This is a genomic window from Sulfitobacter sp. SK011 (genome assembly GCF_003352065.1).
Taxonomy (GTDB): Bacteria; Pseudomonadota; Alphaproteobacteria; order Rhodobacterales; family Rhodobacteraceae; genus Sulfitobacter.
In genome coordinates this window covers 1,999,401-2,017,105 of record NZ_CP025803.1, presented here as the reverse complement: position 1 = coordinate 2,017,105, position 17,705 = coordinate 1,999,401, and the positions used below count along the sequence as shown (strand labels likewise).

Annotated in this window: 17 protein-coding genes; 8 read left to right on the top strand and 9 right to left on the bottom strand. The window is 59.3% G+C overall.

Annotated elements, in window-relative coordinates:
* Positions 1–9 precede the first annotated feature (9 nt).
* A complete protein-coding gene (locus C1J02_RS09920; RefSeq protein WP_114878434.1) occupies positions 10–1,191 on the top strand; it encodes a cytochrome P450 in 1,182 nt (393 codons plus the stop codon).
* 9 nt (positions 1,192–1,200) lie between these two features.
* On the opposite strand, the gene C1J02_RS09915 is transcribed toward C1J02_RS09920, so the two are convergent.
* Both C1J02_RS09915 and C1J02_RS09910 read right to left on the bottom strand, forming a co-directional pair.
* Entirely contained in the window at positions 1,201–1,647 is a 447-nt protein-coding gene (locus C1J02_RS09915; protein WP_114878433.1) for a universal stress protein, read from the bottom strand.
* 137 nt (positions 1,648–1,784) lie between these two features.
* Positions 1,785–2,246 carry an Lrp/AsnC family transcriptional regulator gene (locus C1J02_RS09910; protein WP_114878432.1) on the bottom strand — a complete coding sequence of 154 codons (462 nt, stop codon included), beginning with the start codon at positions 2,244–2,246 and terminating at the stop codon, positions 1,785–1,787.
* A 144-nt stretch (positions 2,247–2,390) separates the two neighbouring features.
* On the opposite strand from C1J02_RS09910, the gene cysG reads away from it, so the two are divergent.
* From cysG to C1J02_RS09880, 6 genes are all read left to right on the top strand, one after another.
* Positions 2,391–3,821, top strand: coding sequence for a siroheme synthase CysG (gene cysG, locus C1J02_RS09905; RefSeq protein WP_114878431.1), 1,431 nt, complete (start codon positions 2,391–2,393; stop codon positions 3,819–3,821).
* A 1-nt stretch (position 3,822) separates the two neighbouring features.
* Positions 3,823–4,119, top strand: coding sequence for a DUF2849 domain-containing protein (locus C1J02_RS09900; protein WP_114878430.1), 297 nt, complete (start codon positions 3,823–3,825; stop codon positions 4,117–4,119).
* Positions 4,119–5,792, top strand: coding sequence for a nitrite/sulfite reductase (locus C1J02_RS09895; protein ID WP_114878429.1), 1,674 nt, complete (start codon positions 4,119–4,121; stop codon positions 5,790–5,792). The genes C1J02_RS09900 and C1J02_RS09895 overlap by 1 nt, the downstream gene beginning before the upstream one ends.
* A complete protein-coding gene (locus C1J02_RS09890) occupies positions 5,782–6,573 on the top strand; it encodes a phosphoadenylyl-sulfate reductase (protein ID WP_114878428.1) in 792 nt (263 codons plus the stop codon). The genes C1J02_RS09895 and C1J02_RS09890 overlap by 11 nt, the downstream gene beginning before the upstream one ends.
* Positions 6,570–6,977 (top strand): DUF934 domain-containing protein, encoded by a 408-nt coding sequence (locus tag C1J02_RS09885; protein ID WP_114878427.1) that lies wholly within the window; start codon positions 6,570–6,572, stop codon positions 6,975–6,977. The genes C1J02_RS09890 and C1J02_RS09885 overlap by 4 nt, the downstream gene beginning before the upstream one ends.
* 68 nt (positions 6,978–7,045) lie before the next feature.
* Complete coding sequence (locus C1J02_RS09880; RefSeq protein WP_114878426.1) at positions 7,046–7,894, top strand: ferredoxin--NADP reductase; 849 nt, start codon at positions 7,046–7,048, stop codon at positions 7,892–7,894.
* 94 nt (positions 7,895–7,988) lie between these two features.
* Here C1J02_RS09880 and C1J02_RS09875 read toward each other — a convergent pair whose 3' ends face one another.
* Complete coding sequence (locus tag C1J02_RS09875; RefSeq protein ID WP_114878425.1) at positions 7,989–8,648, bottom strand: hypothetical protein; 660 nt, start codon at positions 8,646–8,648, stop codon at positions 7,989–7,991.
* Between the two features lie 204 nt (positions 8,649–8,852).
* Here C1J02_RS09875 and infC point away from each other — a divergent pair, with 204 nt between their 5' ends.
* Positions 8,853–9,401 (top strand): translation initiation factor IF-3, encoded by a 549-nt coding sequence (gene infC / locus C1J02_RS09870; RefSeq protein ID WP_205389912.1) that lies wholly within the window; start codon positions 8,853–8,855, stop codon positions 9,399–9,401.
* Between the two features lie 111 nt (positions 9,402–9,512).
* Here infC and C1J02_RS09865 read toward each other — a convergent pair whose 3' ends face one another.
* The 6 genes from C1J02_RS09865 to C1J02_RS09840 form a co-directional block, all read right to left on the bottom strand.
* Complete coding sequence (locus tag C1J02_RS09865) at positions 9,513–11,474, bottom strand: OmpA family protein (RefSeq protein ID WP_114878424.1); 1,962 nt, start codon at positions 11,472–11,474, stop codon at positions 9,513–9,515.
* Between the two features lie 212 nt (positions 11,475–11,686).
* Positions 11,687–12,478, bottom strand: coding sequence for a xanthine dehydrogenase family protein subunit M (locus C1J02_RS09860; protein ID WP_114878423.1), 792 nt, complete (start codon positions 12,476–12,478; stop codon positions 11,687–11,689).
* Positions 12,479–12,591: 113 nt separating this feature from the next.
* Positions 12,592–14,955 carry a xanthine dehydrogenase family protein molybdopterin-binding subunit gene (locus tag C1J02_RS09855; protein WP_114878422.1) on the bottom strand — a complete coding sequence of 788 codons (2,364 nt, stop codon included), beginning with the start codon at positions 14,953–14,955 and terminating at the stop codon, positions 12,592–12,594.
* An 83-nt stretch (positions 14,956–15,038) separates the two neighbouring features.
* Complete coding sequence (locus C1J02_RS09850) at positions 15,039–15,524, bottom strand: (2Fe-2S)-binding protein (RefSeq protein WP_114878421.1); 486 nt, start codon at positions 15,522–15,524, stop codon at positions 15,039–15,041.
* Positions 15,525–15,636: 112 nt separating this feature from the next.
* Positions 15,637–16,626, bottom strand: coding sequence for a molybdopterin-binding protein (locus C1J02_RS09845; protein WP_114878420.1), 990 nt, complete (start codon positions 16,624–16,626; stop codon positions 15,637–15,639).
* Complete coding sequence (locus C1J02_RS09840) at positions 16,623–17,591, bottom strand: XdhC family protein (RefSeq protein WP_114878419.1); 969 nt, start codon at positions 17,589–17,591, stop codon at positions 16,623–16,625. The genes C1J02_RS09845 and C1J02_RS09840 overlap by 4 nt, the downstream gene beginning before the upstream one ends.
* Positions 17,592–17,705 lie beyond the last annotated feature (114 nt).

Below are 17,705 nucleotides of genomic sequence, written 5' to 3'. Positions count from 1 at the left end.
TGTGGCCCCATGAAAATGCTCAACCTTTCCCCGCTGGACCCTGATTTTGTCCAAGACCCCTATGCCGCTTACGCCCGCGCCCGCCGGGATGGACCGGTGCTGTTCTGGCAAGACTACGGGATGCTGGCGGCCTTTGATGCGGCCACCGTGCAGGCGCTCTTGCGGGATCGGCGGCTGGGCCGCGAGGTGCCGGAGGACATGCGCAAACCTTACCCAGCGCATCTGTCCGACTGGGGAAAGGTCGAGGCACATTCGATGCTGGAGCTGGAGCCCCCCCGCCACACCCGCCTGCGTGGTCTGGTGCTGCGCGCCTTTACCTCGCGCCGGATTGCCGGGCTCAAACCGGACATTGAACAGGTCACAGCCGAATTGCTGGCCACTTTGCCGTCTGAACCATTTGATCTGATCCCCGCCTTTTGTGCACAACTGCCTGTGCGGATCATCGCGCGCCTGCTGGGCGTGCCAGAAGACATGTGGCGCGATCTTTTGCATTGGTCCAACACCATGGTCGCGATGTATCAGGCGGGCCGCAGCCGCGCGATCGAGGATGCCGCAAATCAGGCATCGCGCGACTTCACTACGTTCCTGCGCGGCTATATTGACCAGCGCCGAAATGACCCGCGCGATGATCTGATCACCCATCTGATTGCGGCCGAGCAAGACGGTGAGAAACTAAGCACGGATGAATTGATCGGCACCTGTATCTTGCTGTTGAATGCGGGCCACGAGGCAACCGTGCACAGCCTTGGCAATGCGGTGAAATGTCTGCTGGACCATCGCACACCCGTCGCGCTGCTGAACCCTGATCATATCGCAGCAACTGTCGAGGAACTGCTGCGCTTTGATCCGCCATTGCATATGTTCACGCGATTTGCCTATGAGGATATTGCACTGGGGGATATCACCTTGAAAAAAGGGGATGAAATTGCCCTGATGCTGGGTGCTGCCGGTCGCGACCCGGCGGTGTTCGAGAACCCCGATACATTTGATCCGACACGCCCCGCCAAACCCCATGCGGCTTTTGGCGGCGGTCTGCATTTTTGCGTCGGCGCGCCGCTTGCACGGCTGGAATTGCAGATCGCCCTGCCCGCGCTTTTTGCGCATCTGCCAAACATGACGCTGGCAGAGGTTCCGCACTATGCCAACGCCTATCATTTTCACAAGTTGGACCAATTGGTGATCCGGCCATAACCGAAACCCTTAGACGACCGTCAAACTTGGGCATTTCGCCAAATGATTGACCCGCAAAGATGTGCTGCCCTGAAGCAAGGACCCAACTGCCCCAAGTCCGCGACGGCCCGTCACAATCAGATCGGCACCGCAACCTTCTGCGCAGGCGACAATATGGTCAGCGGGATCGCCGCTTTCGCTGTAGGTCTGCTTGATCGTCTGGTTGTGTTCTTTCGCAATGGCTTTGCCAGCGTCGAGAATCTTGTCGGCGGCTTGTTGAACTTCTTCGGCAGATGGCATTGTCGTCGCCGCGTGATACCCGGCAACCGCCCCCATCGCAAAGGCAACCGTGTGTGGCTGCGGCGTGTGCACCAGATGTATTTCTGATCCGAATTTTTCAGCCAATTGGCATGCCAGCCGAAGCGCATGTTCGGACATCTCGGACCCGTCAAAACCGACAACTATTTTCTCAAACATATTCGTCCCCTCTTGGTTCATTCACCAAACACTAGAGGATTTCGCCAAGCCTTCCCTTGATTTGCATCAATGCCGAATTGATGTGGAATTTCGGGGTGAGACAGCTTTGTTCTACCGGCACCCCGGACCGGTCCCCGTTACAACGGCAACATCACAGTCGACTTGATCTCTTCCATCGACAACAGTGCGGTTACATTGTGCACGCGCACTTCTGAAATCAGCGCCTGATAGAACGCATCATAGGCCCGCGCGTTCTTGACCCGGACCTTGAGGATATAGTCGATGTCGCCCGCCAATCGGTGCGCTTCCTGCACCTCGGGGCGGTCTTGCAAAGCTTTCAGAAACCGCGCCTGCCATTCCGCCTCATGTTCCGATGTGCGGATCAGAACAAAAAAGCACGCCTCAAACCCCAGCGCCTCGGCATCCAGCATCACTGTCTGCTGTCCAATCACCCCAGCATCCCGCATTTTGCGAATCCGGTTCCACACCGGCGTCTTGGAAGAGCCCACATTTTTGGCAATATCGTCCAAGGACTGGCTGGCGTCGCGTTGCAGCTGGGCCAAAATCTTCCGGTCTGTGTCGTCGATCCGAACGCTCATCCTGTGCTTCCTTCAATTATGGTCCTGCTGTTCCGAACCGCGCATCAGATAGAACAAGCGTTCTTATCTGTCCAGACATCTGGCGCATTATCGGGATAATTTCCTATATATGAGATCAAGAGTAACGCTAAAGCAGGTGCCGATATGGATCATTTTCCCATCTTTCTGTCCACAAAGGGCCAGCGCATCGTGCTGTCCGGGGGGGGTGATGCAGCATTGGCCAAACTGCGGCTGCTGATGAAAAGCGAGGCAAAGATCAGCGTCTTTGCTGCAAACCCCGCCCCCGAAATCACCGCCTGGGCCGACGCTGGCAAACTGGCCCTGCACCCCCGCGCGCTGCAAAGCGGTGATGTCACAGGTGCCGCCCTCTTTTATGCAGCGGACGAGGATGCGCCCGAAGACGCGCGCACCGCCGCCATTGCCCGGTCCGAAGGCGCGTTGGTCAATATCGTCGATAATCTTGCTGACAGCGCCTTTATCACCCCCGCAATAGTCGACCGTGATCCCGTGACCATCGCAATTGGCACCGAAGGTGCGGCCCCCGTGCTCGCCCGTGCGATCAAGGCCGATTTGGAAGCGCGCCTGCCCGCCACGCTTGGCACCCTTGCGCGCATCGGCAAGACCTTTCGCAATGCCGCAGACGCCCTGCCCTTTGGCCGCGCCCGCCGCGATTTCTGGCGCGACTACTATTTCAACACCGGCCCCAGGACGATTGCCGATGGCGAGGCCGGGGTCAGACCGGCGCTCGACACGCTGCTGGATGACCACCTGGGCAAAACCGCCCGTCCCGGTCATGTGGCCTTTGTTGGCGGCGGTCCGGGCGATCCTGAGCTTTTGACGCTCAAAGCCCGCCGTGCGCTTGATGAGGCGGATGTGGTGATTTACGACCGTTTGATCAGCCCCGAAATCCTCGAACTTGCGCGCCGTGAAGCGGTGATGATTGACGTGGGCAAAGAGGGCTTTGGCCCGTCCACCGCGCAAGGCACAATCAACGATTTACTGGTTGAGCATGCCCTGAAAGGCGCGCAGGTCGTGCGCCTCAAATCCGGCGATGCCACGGTCTTTGGCCGTCTCGACGAAGAGATCGACGCGGTCGACGCCCATGGCATCGGATGGCACATCGTGCCGGGCATCACATCGGCATCTGCCGCCGTCGCCACGATTGGCCAAAGCCTGACGCGCCGGGGCCGCAACGCGTCTGTCCGGTTCCTGACGGGCCATGACATGAACGGCTTTGCCGATCACGACTGGGCCGCACTTGCCCGCCCGAACGAAGTTGCCGCGATCTACATGGGCAAAAAATCCGCGCGCTTTGTGCAGGGTCGCTTGCTGATGCACGGCGCAGACCGCGCTACGCCCGTCACGGTGATCGAAAACGCCTCTCGCCCCGACCAACGCATTTTGGAAACCTCGCTGGCGCAGTTGCCCACCGATCTGGCAGCGGCGCAGATGTCCGGCCCGGCGCTCACCTTCTACGGTCTGGCCCCACGGGCCGCCCTCGCGTCACACCGCCGCAATACCGACGTGATACCGACGCAAAATCAACAGCCCTGTTCCTATCAGGAGGCCCTTTGACATGGCCAAGCCTTTTACCCCCAAAGTCGTCACCGCCAACGCCCTTTTGGAAGGCGATGTGATCTATCAGACCGCAACAGGCTGGACCCGCCATCTGGCAGAAGCCGAGGTTCTGACCGATGAGGCCGACGCCGACCTGCGCCTGATTGATGCCAGTGCGCAGCAAGACCTCGTTGTGGGTGTGTATCTCGCCGATGTGACACTGCAGGATGACACGCCCCACCCCACCCATTTTCGCGAAGATTTTCGCGCCAAAGGCCCGTCGAACTACGCGCACGGCAAACAGGAGACCCTGTAATGTACCACTACACCGATTTTGATGCCGAGTTTCTCGCCACCCGCAACGCACAGTTTCGCGCACAGGTTGAACGCCGCATTGACGGGTCGTTGACCGAGGATGAATTCAAACCTCTGCGCCTGATGAATGGTCTCTATCTGCAATTGCACGCCTATATGCTGCGCGTGGCGATCCCTTATGGCACGCTGAATGGCGCGCAGATGCACAAGCTCGCGGATATCGCGGACAAATGGGACAAGGGCTATGGCCACTTCACCACCCGTCAGAACATCCAGTACAACTGGCCCGAATTGCGCGATGTGCCGGATATGCTCGATGCGCTGGCAGAGGTGAACCTGCACGCGATCCAGACCTCGGGCAACACGATCCGCAATGTCACGGCGGACCACTTTGCCGGGGCTGCAGCAGATGAGGTTGCCGATCCGCGTCCGGTGGCCGAACTCATCCGCCAATGGTCCACGGACCACCCGGAATTTCAATTCCTGCCGCGCAAATTCAAGGTGGCGGTCACCGGTTCGGCCAATGACCGCGCGGTGATCAAGGCACATGACATCGGCCTGCGTATTCTGGAACGTGATGGTGAGATTGGGTATGAAGTGATCGTCGGCGGTGGCCTTGGCCGCACCCCGATGATTGGCAAAGTCCTGAATGAATTCCTGCCACAGGCCGACTTGCTACCCTATCTTGAGGCCATCGTCAGCGTCTACAACCTGTTGGGTCGGCGCGACAACAAATACAAGGCCCGCATCAAGATCACCGTGCATGAGAACGGCATCGACGATATCCGCGCGCGGGTCGAAGAACGCTTTGCACTGATCCGTCCGCAGTTTACCGGCGTGGATCAGCAGATGCTTGCCCGGATTGAGGCGGATTTTGCCCAGCCAACGTATAAAACCGCGAGCGAAGACCCCTTTCGCAACGCCTATCAGCATGATCCTCTGTTTCGCAGCTGGGCCGACACCAACATCAGCGAACACCGTGCGCCGGGATATGCGATTGTGTCGATCAGCCTCAAGGCACATGGCAAAACGCCGGGTGACGCCAGCTCAAGCCAGATGCGGCTGATGGCGGAGCTTGCCAAACGCTATGGCCACGATGAACTGCGCATCAGCCACGAGCAGAATGTGATCATGCCGCATGTGCACCGTGGCGATCTGCCATCGGTGTTCTCGGCGTTGCGCGCGGCGGGACTTGGCACCGCCAATATCGGGCTGATCAGCGATATCATCGCCTGCCCCGGCATGGATTATTGCGCGCTGGCCACGGCCCGTTCGATCCCCGTCGCCCAGCACATCGCCACGCGCTTTGATGAACTGAAACTGGAACATGACGTGGGCCCGCTCAAGATCAAGATCTCAGGCTGCATCAATGCCTGCGGGCATCACCATGTGGGCCACATCGGCATTCTCGGTCTCGACCGCGCAGGTGTGGAAAACTATCAGATCACACTGGGCGGGGACGGCACCGAAGACGCAGCATTGGGCGAACGTGCGGGCCCCGGATTCTCAGCCGAAGCGATTGTTCCGGCCATTGAAACACTGGTGCTGGCCTATCTTGAGCTGCGCAGCGAGCCATCCGAGACCTTCCTGCAAACCTACAGACGCCTCGGTCTGGCCCCGTTTAAGGCAGCCCTCTACCCTGAGGATCAGAAAGACCGGGCAAATGCCGCTTGATCACCCTGATCTTCACCCTTTTAAAAATACCGATGCGCCGGGGCCTGTAACGGGTGCCGCGCTGGTGGAAAGGGTTGCCCGCCTCAACACGGACCTGCGCCATCACAGCGCCACAGATGTGTTGCGCGCCGCCGTGCGCGAGGTGCCAAACCTTGCCTTGGTATCCAGCTTTGGCGCGGAATCGGTGGCGCTGTTGCACCTCGCCTCAATGGTGAAACGCGATCTGCCGGTGCTTTTCATCGACACAGAAATGCTTTTTGCCGAAACGCTGGTCTATCAACAGGAACTTACCGAACGGCTGGGGCTGCACAATGTCTCTATCCTGCGGGCTGCTGATATCGCAAAGCATGACCCGGATGGCACCTTACATCAAACCGACCCCGATGCCTGCTGTGGCCTGCGCAAAACCGCGCCTTTGGCTAAAGCCTTAAAGGGTTTTGACGGCTGGATCACCGGGCGCAAGCGGTTTCAGTCTGGCGCGCGCGCCGCTTTGCCGTTCTTCGAGGTTGAAGCCGTCAGCGCGGACGCGCCAGCGCGGATCAAGGTTAATCCGCTGGCATTCTGGCATGCTGGGGACGTGTCTGACTACATCGACGAAAACCGGCTGCCGCGTCATCCTCTGGTCGCGCGCGGCTTTCCCTCCATTGGGTGTGCGCCGTGCACTTCACCGGTCAGATCAGGTGAAGACCCCCGCGCAGGCCGTTGGAGAGACACACCAAAAGATGAATGTGGCATCCATTTTGTGAATGGTAAAATGGTGCGAACAGGAGCGAACACATGACACAACTTATTAACGATACCGGTTTCGTCGCGGACGACTGGACCCAAGGGTTCTGCAATCAGGGTGCTGCAAACGATTGCGTGGCACTTGACCTGCCGTCTGACGCGGACCCCGGCACAATCAATTTGACGGGTCTCAAGATGATCCGCGTTGATTTTCCGTCCTCCGCAGATGGCCGCGGCTTTACCATCGCGCGGGCGCTGCGGTTGCGCGGATACACCGGGCGTCTGCGCGCGCATGGCGCGGTGCTGGCTGATCAATATGCCATGGCGCGGCGGGCCGGTTTTGATGAGGTCGAGGTCGACGGTGCCATCGCTGCGCGCCAGCCTTCTGATCAATGGTTGTTCCGCGCTGATTGGCAGCAGAATGATTACCAATCCCGATTGCGCGGCGCTGCGACCTAAAGCTGCGTTGCCCTCACCCCTCCCTTCTTTTAAGACAAGGCCGCAGGCATCCGCTTGCGAGATGAATAATGACTGAGCAAACACCTGTGAACCAAACAGCCGCCAAACCCGTACCGACCCTGCCGGACGCGCAGACAGTGACTTCTGTGAAACACTGGACTGACCGATTGTTTTCCTTTCGCGTCACCCGGCCCGCCTCGTTGCGGTTCCGGTCGGGTGAATTTGTGATGATTGGCCTGATGGGCGATCCCGACCCGGTGACCGGCAAGCAAAAGCCGCTGCTGCGCGCCTATTCCATTGCGTCACCGGCATGGGACGACGAGCTGGAGTTCTATTCGATCAAGGTACAGGACGGGCCGCTGACCTCGAAACTGCAGCATATCCAGCCCGGCGATCAGATCATTCTGCGGCCCAAACCTGTCGGCACGCTGGTGCATGACGCCCTGTTGCCCGGCAAGCGGCTGTGGTTCTTTGCCACCGGCACAGGCTTTGCACCTTTCGCGTCGCTTTTGCGTGAACCGCAGACCTATGAGGATTACGATGAGGTGATCATCACCCATACCTGTCGCGATGTGGCTGAGCTGGAATACAGCCGCACCCTGATTGCAGATCTGCAGGCGGATGAGATGATGCAGGAACTGATCGGTGCCGAAAATCTGGCCAAGATCCGCTATTATCCGACCACCACCCGTGAACAAAGCCCCAAGATGGGCCGGATCACCACCTTGCTCGAAGACGGTACGTTGTTCAGCGATCTGGGGATTGACGGCATTTCAGCCCCGACAGACCGGGCGATGGTTTGTGGATCCATCGGGCTGAACACCGACCTCAAGAAGATCCTCGAAGGGTTTGGCCTTGAGGAAGGGGCGAATTCAGACCCCAGGCATTATGTCGTTGAAAAGGCCTTTGTCGGCTAAAATCAACGGACTTTAGAAAAGTGCCAAAGAAAAAGCCGCGCCCTTTTTCAAGGACGCGGCTTTCTTTTATTGATGTGATTGACGTCTGATCAGATCAGAGGTTCATCGCTTCGCGGATCTGTTCCAGCAAGGCCTTGAGCAGGTCCGGATCGTCCTTTGCGGCCTCAACACCGTTGGTCAACGTGGTTTTCTGCAGTGGACCAAGATCGGACTCTTCGATCATCGCTGTCACTTTATCGAGGTCAAAGCCTTCAACGGTCAGCAGCTCATCTGCCATGGCGGCGTCTACTGATTGGGTTGCGGTTTCGGTGGCTTGAGTTGCTGCATCAGCAGCCTCATCTACCGCCTCGGCCGCGTCAGTCGCTGCCTCGGTTGTGGCTGCTGCCGCCTCTGCCGCTGCTGCCTCCGCTTCTGCTGCGGCTTGTGCCGCTGCCGCTTCCACTTCGGCTGCTGCCGCTTCGGCTGCCGCTGCTGCTTCAGCTTCTGCCGCTGCTGCTTCTGCCGCCGCGGCTTCCGCCGCTGCTGCTGCTTCGGCTGCTTCAGCTTCGGCTGCTGCTGCCGCTTCGGCGGCTTCTGCTTCGGCTGCCGCCGCTGCTTCTGCCGCTTCCGTTTCAGCTGTCGTATCAACCGGCTCTGGTGCTGTCACAGCCTCGGCCGTGTCTGTCGCCATTTCGGTGGCGGATTTGCCCGAATACAGCATATAACCGCCGATCGCGATCACGGCAGCAACGATAATCCAAATAATATTTTTCATGTTTTAGTCCCCTCATGGCGAGCCTTGGTGGTCTTGCATGTGCATCCCGGCCCTCTGATGGTCCAAATGCGCATCAAACCCAGAAGGTTCAAGAGGAAATTCTTTTTGCATGCCTCCTTAGGCTGAATTTTGCGGCTTGAAGATGTCCGGTACCGCGTCTACCTTGCAAATTCGAAAATTGTGAACAATCAAAGGACAATCACCATCGCTCGCAGACCCCATAATGCGCCGCCGCAACGCGACACCGGCCCGCGCGTCAACGAAAATATTCGTTCCCCTGAAATCCGCCTGATTGGTGCAGACGGCGAAAACGCCGGCGTCGTGACCCCGACACGTGCCATGGAAATGGCCGAGGAAGCCGGACTTGATCTGGTTGAGATTTCGCCAAACGCCAATCCACCCGTGTGCAAGATCATGGATTTTGGCAAGTTCAAATACGAGACGCAGAAACGCGAAGCCGAAGCGCGCAAGAAGCAAAAGATCATCGAGATCAAAGAGGTCAAGTTTCGCCCGAATACGGACACGAATGACTACGATGTGAAGATGCGCAATGTTTTCAAATTTTTGGAAAATGGCGACAAGGTGAAAATCACCCTGCGTTTCCGGGGCCGTGAGATGGCGCACCAGAATCTGGGCCGCGAATTGCTGGAACGGGTTGCCGAAGACACCAAAGATGCGGGCAAGGTCGAGAACTTTCCAAAGATGGAAGGCCGCCAGATGGTCATGCTGATTGGACCTTTGCCAAAAAGCTGACCATACGCGCCTCCCTCTGCCATTTGGCTGAGGGGGTAAACGCATAGAGCCCGTCGATAAAAAAAGCCCCTGCTGTGACGCAGGGGCTTTTGTTCGTTTAAAGGGTCGAACTTAGCGCAGCAATCCGGTGATATTGCGCACAACGGCCCGGCGGTTCGCCGCCTCTGCGGTCAGCGTCGGTATTTTCAGCGCAGATTCACCGTAGCCTTGGGTGATCATGTTTTCCGGGGGCACATTGAAATATTCCGTCAAGGCCAGTGCCACCGTTTCCGCACGCCGATCCGACAGGGCCAGATTATAGGTCGCATCGCCCACGGCATCTGTGTGCCCTTCGACCAAAATGACCGTGCGCGGATCCTGGCGGATCAGTTCACGCAAGGTGCCGCCAATACGCGCCAGGCTGCGCGCCTGCTCTGGCAAGATCGCCGCTGACCCGGTTTGAAAGCGGACCGCATCCAATTCAAGCTCCGGAGCCAGTGAACGCACCTGACTTATCTCGCGCACCTGACGCAACGAGAACGTCCGGTTCTGCGGCACCGCTGATTGCATTTCCAAAGCAGCACGCAGGGCATCCTCGGACTGGGTGCCCACAGATGCAGAACGTTGCTCGATCTGTGGCAGTTCATTTACCACAATTTCCTGCTCTTCCACGGTGGTGTCATCAAACAGAATGTATTCGCGACCCTGAGGATCGACATTCACCCGGCGCAGAACAGACCCATCACGGGCGCGGATGGTCACAATCCTGGATCCGTCCGGCTTCACGACCGTGCTGCGGCTTGATCCATCACTGAATGTCTCGGTGCGCACCTCATCGCCGGGGCGGCGGATCAAGGCATCGTCGTCTTTCAAGACCCGCAAATCGCCATTTGGATCTTGTACAACGACGCGGTCACCAGATCGGCTGACAATCTTGTCGCCATTTTTCAGCACAGAGCCGACCACGACCGCACCCAGACCCAGCAACAGAGCTTTTTCAAATTTGCTCAACCCGCTGTCTTCGGCCGGGGCGGCGGCGGGCGCGGTTGCCGTGGCTGCCGCCGTCGCTGGTGCCGCTGCCGCGGACCGGCTGGCAACAGATGTGTCGAACTCTTCATCCGACGTCCGCACTTCATCCGCTGTGACTTCCTCGGTCACAACGGTTGCCGTTGCCGTGCCTGCATCAGCCTCGGCTGCAGCCGCTGCTGCCGCTGCCCGCTCTGCCTGACGCTCGGCACGACGCTCCTCGCGACGCGCGGCACGGCGCTCTTCACGCAGGGCTTCTTCAACCGCCGCTGCTTCGGCTGTTTGGGCGTCGGTGGCAGCCTGTGCATCCAAAGCAGCCTGCGCCTCAGCTGCTGCCGCTTCTTCCGCCAATTGTGCTTCCAGCGCGGCCTGTGCTTCCGCGTCTGCTGCTGCGTTCGCTGCCGCGAGGTCAGCCGCTGCCTGATCTGCTGCTGCCTGATCTGCTGCTGCCTGATTTGCCGCCGCGAGGTCCGCTGCCGCTTGATCTGCTGCCGCTTGGTCTGCCGCTGCCTGATTTGCCGCCGCCAGGTCCGCTGCCGCTTGATCCGCAGCCGCTTGGTCTGCCGCCGCCTGATCTGCGGCCGCTTGATCCGCAGCCGCCTGATCTGCCGCCGCTTGATCCGCTGCTGCTTGGTCTGCAGCTGCTTGGTCTGCTGCCGCTTGATCTGCTGCAGCCTGATCTGCCGCTGCTTGGTCTGCAGCCGCTTGATCCGCTGCCGCCTGATCTGCAGCCGCTTGGTCAGCCGCTGCCTGATCCGCTGCCGCTTGGTCTGCCGCAGCCTGATCCACCGCCTCATCCGAGGCATCCTCGACGGCCTCCAACATGTCTTCGGTTATGGCTGCACCACTATCTTTGGCTGCCTTCAGAGCCTGCCGCAGCGCTTTGCGGGCCTCCCTCAAATCCTTCTTGGACTCGATCAAATCGCCGGATTTCAAAGCACAGGGGAATTCGACCTGCTCCTTGGTGGGGCCGCAGGACACGGCCTCAGCCTGAGCAAAACCTGTCGTCGGCATCGCCAAAGCGATGCTGATGCTCAGAGAGGTTGTTGATTTTAGAAATTTTTTCATTGATGCAGTCCTTGCCGTTTTCTGACGCCATTCGAGCAGCGCTTGCGTAATAACGCATATATCGCCAGCGGGTTCCGCTATCCAATATCAACGACGGCAGGCACTGGGGATTGCGGCTCATCACCCAACGCGACTGCATCTAACCATCTCATAAAAAACAAAAAAACCGCCCCCAAGGATGAAGGCGGTCTTTCGCTGATTCCAATGGCTTGTTATCCGATAGCAGCCACTGCGCGTTTTGTCATGACACCCACCAGATGGGCGCGGTATGCCCCGGTGCCATGCAGATCGCTGATCATGTCCGTGCCATCGACACTCAGACCTGCCAGCGCATCCGCCGAGAAATTCGAAGTCAGTGCGGCCTCTGCCTCCGTCCAGCGAAACACACCATCATTGGACGCCCCGGTGATCGCGACACGCACACCGTCGCTGAACTTTGCCACGAACGCAGCCACAAGCGGGAACCGCGATGCAGGCTGAATGAACTTCTCATAATGCGCGGCGTCCGGAACCGGGAATTTAACTTCCGTGACGATCTCACCTTCTTCCAAAGCGGTGGCAAACATGCCCTGAAAATAATCGTCTGCAGCAATCTCGCGACTGTTGGTCACAACGGTAGCCCCGCTCGCAAGCACCGCTGCGGGATAGCAGGCTGACGGGTCGTTGTTGGCCACCGATCCGCCGATGGTGCCACGATTGCGCACCGCCGGATCGCCAATGCGCGCTGCCAGACCGGCCAGCGCCGGATAATGGGACGCCGCCTCGCGCATGACTGTGGCGTGGGTTGTGGCCCCGCCGATGCAGAGCCGTCCCTCATCGTCCGTACACACCCCCTGCATCTCATCAATGCCGGTCAGTGACACCAAAACCGACGGTGCCGCCAGCCGCGCCTTGAGCGTCGGGATCAGGGTCTGCCCGCCGCTGATCGGCTGCGCCTCGTCACGCGACATCGCCTGAACCGCGTCTGCGATCGTGGTGGGTCTTTCAACGTCAAAATTGTACATCTTGTTTCCTTCAACCTCGGGGCGATCGGCACGATCCCTGCCGCCTTCCCTTTCATTGTTCCATAAATACTACCGGGGGTCCGGGGGTTGGCCCCCGGTCCTGTCGGTGCAACTCAAGAATTCATCGCCGCCCAGACCCGCGCGGGCGAGACGGGCATGTCGATATGCGCCACGTCATGTCCCCCTGACCGCATGGCATCCAAAACCGCATTGACCACCGATGGCGGCGATCCGATGGCACCTGCCTCACCACAGCCTTTTACGCCTAAGGGATTGTGTGTGCAGGGTGTCTGGCAGGAATGATCAACATCATAAAACGGCAGATCACTGGCCCGCGGCATCGCGTAATCCATATAGGACGCGCTGAGCAACTGGCCGTCGCTGTCATAAGAACAGTTTTCCAGCAAGGCCTGACCGATCCCCTGGGCCAGTCCACCATGCACCTGACCCGTCACGATCATCGGGTTGATGATGTTGCCAAAGTCATCTGCGGCCGAGAACCTTTCGATCGTGACCTGACCCGTTTCGGGGTCAAGCTCGACCTCGCAGGCATAGGCGCCGGATGGATAGGTAAAATTGGACGGATCATAGAACGCCGTCTCCTCCAGACCCGGCTCAATGTCATCAAGCGGATAGTTATGCGGCACGTAGGCGGCCAGTGTCACATCGCCCCAGGCCACGGATTTATCCGTCCCTGCCACACTGAATACGCCATCCTTGAGCTCAATGTCAGTCTCGGACGCCTCCAGAAGATGCGAGGCAATCTTTTTGGCCTTGGCGATGATTTTTTCGGTCGCCCGCACCATAGCCGATCCGCCCACTGCAATAGAGCGGGACCCGTAGGTGCCCATGCCCATCGGCCCGCGCCCTGTATCGCCGTGCACGATCTCAACCATGTTTTCGTCAATGCCGATCATCTCTGCCACAACCTGCGCAAAGGATGTCTCATGCCCCTGCCCGTGGCTGTGGCTGCCGGTCATGACGACCAGACCGCCAGTGGCGTTGACACGCACCGTCGCAGATTCGTAAAGCCCCGCACGTGCGCCCAATTGCCCAACGAGGTTTGAGGGCGCGATGCCACAAGCCTCAATGTAGCAGTTCATGCCAAAGCCACGCAGTTTGCCTTTGGCCTCTGACGCTTTGCGCCGTGCGGCAAACCCCGCGATGTCGGCCATCTCTTCGAGCTTGTCCATGGTGGCCACATAGTTGCCGGTGTCATATTCTACCGCCACCGGCGTGGCATACGGGAATTCGGTGATAAAGTTCTGCCGCCGCAGGGCTATCGGATCGACACCCAGTTCATGCGCCGTCTTGTCAATCAGCCGCTCCAATTGGAACGTGGCCTCTGGCCTGCCGGCACCGCGATAGGCGTCCACCGGCACCGTGTTGGTGAACACCGCCTTGACGTTCACATAGATCAACGGCGTTTTGTAGTTGCCTGCCATCAATGTGCCGTGCAGCCATGTTGGCACCGAAGGTGCAAAGGTGCTGAGATAGGCCCCCATGTTGGCATAGGTGTCGGTGCGCAATGCGGTAAAGTTGTTGTCCCCATCCAGCGCCAGTTCAATCTTGGTCACGTGGTCCCGGCCGTGCGCATCCGAAATGAACGCCTCAGACCGGCTGGATGTCCATTTCACCGGGCGGTTACAGGCTTTGGCGGCAAATGTGCAAAACGCCTCTTCCTGATAGTGAAAGATTTTGGTGCCAAACCCGCCGCCCACATCCGGGGCCACAACGCGCAGTTTGTGTTCGGGAATGCCCAAGACAAACGCCCCCATCAACAGCCGGATCACATGTGGGTTCTGCGAGGTGGTATAAAGCGTATGTTCTCCATCGCCGCGCGCATAATCCGCCACTGCCACCCGCGGTTCCATTGGGTTGGCGACCAGCCGGTTGTTGACCAGTTCCAGCGTCGTTACATGCGCCGCATCCTTGAATGCCTGATCCACAGCGCCTTTGTTTTCCTCAACAAATCCCCAGTCATAACAAAGGTTTGAAGTGAGATCATCATGTACCTTGGTTGCCCCGTCCTTGACTGCGTCTTTCATGTCGATGACGGCGGGCAGTTCATCTATGTCAACCACAATGGCTTCCGCGGCATCGCGGGCCTGCTCAAGTGTATCTGCGACCACAGCGGCAATCGGTTCGCCGACATGGCGGACTTTTCCATGGGCCAGCACAGGGTGGCGCGGTTCCTGCATCGCTTCGCCATGTCTGTCGGTCACCTGCCAGCCGCAGGGCATCCCGCCCACTTCGGCGAAATCCGCACCGGTAAAGACCTTGACCACACCAGGCATGCCCTCGGCCGCGGATGTATCGACATTTGTCAGTGTGCCATGGGCCACGTCAGAGCGCAGGAAAAATACATGGGCCTGCCCCCGGATGTTGATGTCGTCTGTGTAGTTGCCTGCCCCGGTCAAAAACCGAACGTCTTCGCGCCGCTTGCTGCTGGCACCAATTCCACTGTCCTTAGGCATTATTTATTCCTCCCCAATATGTGGGTTTCACCCACCCTACGTTTCCTCCCCGTAGGGTGGGTGTAACCCACGCTTTGATTTGTCTATTCAGCCGCCAGCGGACCCAAGTCCTGACCGGATGCGGCCATGATCGCCTTGACGATGTTGTGATAGCCGGTGCAGCGGCAGATATTGCCGTCCAGATAATGACGCACCTCAGCCTCTGTTGGTTTTGGATTGTCCTTAAGCAGTGCGGCGGCGGACATCACCATACCCGGTGTGCAGAACCCACATTGCAATCCGTGATGGTCCTGAAACGCCTGCTGGATCACGTTCAGCGATCCATCTGCATTGGCCTGACCTTCGATGGTGGCCACGTCGGCACCTTCAGCCTCGATGGCCAGCATAGTGCAGGCTTTGACTGCCTCGCCATTTACATGGACCACGCAGGCACCGCATTGGCTGGTGTCGCATCCGATGTGAGTACCGGTCAGCCCCTGATCCTCGCGCAGGAAGTGCGACAGCAATGTGCGGCCCTCCACCTCGCCAGACGCGGCTTTTCCGTTCACGGTCATGTTGACCTGTGGCATAATATCCTCCCGGTTCATTGTCTTGTTTGAGGGGAGTTAAGCACGACACCCGCACGTTGAGAACTGAAAAATGCGCCAACTCTGCGAACAGGCACAATAATGCACTAAATTCTCAACTGCCGCGCCTTGGTTGGGGCCGGGTTGGAATTTCCTTGAGCAGGCCACCTACGCCCATTGCGGCAATATCGCGCGAGGTCACCTCAATCCCGCAGACCACACGGGACAAAACCCAATCGGCACCGTTGAGGGCCGGTGAGCGCGCGCACCCCGGCAGACCAATCACGTGTTGGTCGCCAATATCCCCGATAAACAACAGGTTACCGGGATCAACCGGCATGCCAAATCTGTGGACCTGCCCGCCGGCAAGCCGCAGCGCACTGGGGGCCACATCATGATCATCAGAGGTGGCGGAGCCTGTGAGGACCAGCACCAGATCGCTTTTGGCATCTTTGATCGCATCGGCCAGTTTCTGGGTCTTGTGTGGCACCATCACCACCGCCTCAAGGCCAACGCCAAGTGCTTCCAGTCGGGCTGCGATGGCAATTCGGCCTTTGTCACCGACGCCGCCGGGAATTTCGGTGATGATCAAGGTGGCTGTTCTGAGTTTCGGCGCGGCAAGTCTGATCGCGCCTGCTCCCGCGGCGGCACAGGCCAAGTCCAGATCGGCTTGTGGCACCGCATAAGAGATGATCTTGATCGTTGCGGCCATGCCCCCCTTGGCCAGCTGTTGCCAGGGCGGCACTGTCGCGATGGTGATCATCGGGTGAACCCTGTTAACATGTTCAATCGCTAAAACGTCCAGAACCGCAACCCCCGGACCATCGGCAATCAGATTGACGCGGCCCGTAAAGGCAGAGGTGGCGCTTAACCCCGCGCCGTTGCCTTTGATCGCACCCGCCAAGTGCGCCGCTGCGGTGTTTTCATCCACATCGCCGGGTTCAAGCCGCGCGACAATCACCTCGACAAGGCCGGCTTCGCGGATCTGGGTCACATCCTCGGCGCTCAGCACCCGCCCTTTGCGCAACCTGCCCTCTGCAACAGCCACCGAATGCGCCAATACCGCACCTTCGGCATCTGCCAAAAGAACCGGGCCAAACCTCATCCCTGCCTCAAGGTCTGGATCATCTGGGCCAAAATGGAGACTGCGATTTCAGCAGGCCCCGACGCCCCGATGTTCAGGCCGACAGGGGCGCGAATGCGCCCGATCTGGTCGGGCGAAAACCCGGCTTCGGTCAACCGCTCAACCCGCGCTGCATGGGTGCGCGTACTGCCAAGAGCGCCGACATAAAACGCGTCCGAGGCCAGCGCGATGTGCAGGGCCGGATCATCCAGTTTGGGATCATGGGTCAACAGCACCACCGCGCAGCGGGCATCAATTCCGATGGTCTGCAACGCGGCATCCGGCCAGTCATTGATGATCGCGGCATCTGGGAACCGCGCCTCTGATCCAAACGCCTCGCGCGGGTCCACGACCAGCGGATCAAATCCCGCAGTTTGTGCCATGCCCACAAGTGCTTGCGCGATATGCACCGCCCCCACGATCACAAGACGCAAGGGCGGATTGTGGATGGCAATGAATTGCTGACCATCTTCGCTGAGGCCCGAGCGGTCCATGCGAAAGCGGTCTGCGTGACCTTTGTCCGTCAAGGTGCGCGCAGTGCCGTCCAGCGCCACCTCATAGGCCACGGCGCGGCGCGCGGCACGGGCGTCCACCAGATCGCGCAGCATTTGCACCGGCATGCCCGCCTCACCCACGGGTTCAACGATAATACGGATCGTCCCGCCACAGGCCAGACCGACGGCAAAGGCATCGCCATCGCTGACACCATATTCCAACAGACGTGGCCGCCCGTCCTGAAGTGCCTCAATCGCCTCAACCACCACGGCACCTTCGACACAGCCGCCCGATACGGAGCCCTGCATGTCGCCCTGCCCCGATACCACCAGTTGCGCACCCACACGGCGCGGGGCCGATCCCCATGTTTCAATGACCGTGGCCAGCGCTGCGCCAAGGCCAGCATCGACCCACGACAGGGCCTGTTCCGGTATGCGTTCTGGCGATTGCACGTCTTGGTCCCCCTGATTTGAATGGCCCTAGGCTGGCTGACCGGGCCGTGATTGCCAAGCGAAATCCGCGGCACCCAGATGTTACCGCTTCCCCGTTGCACCCCGCGCCAAGCG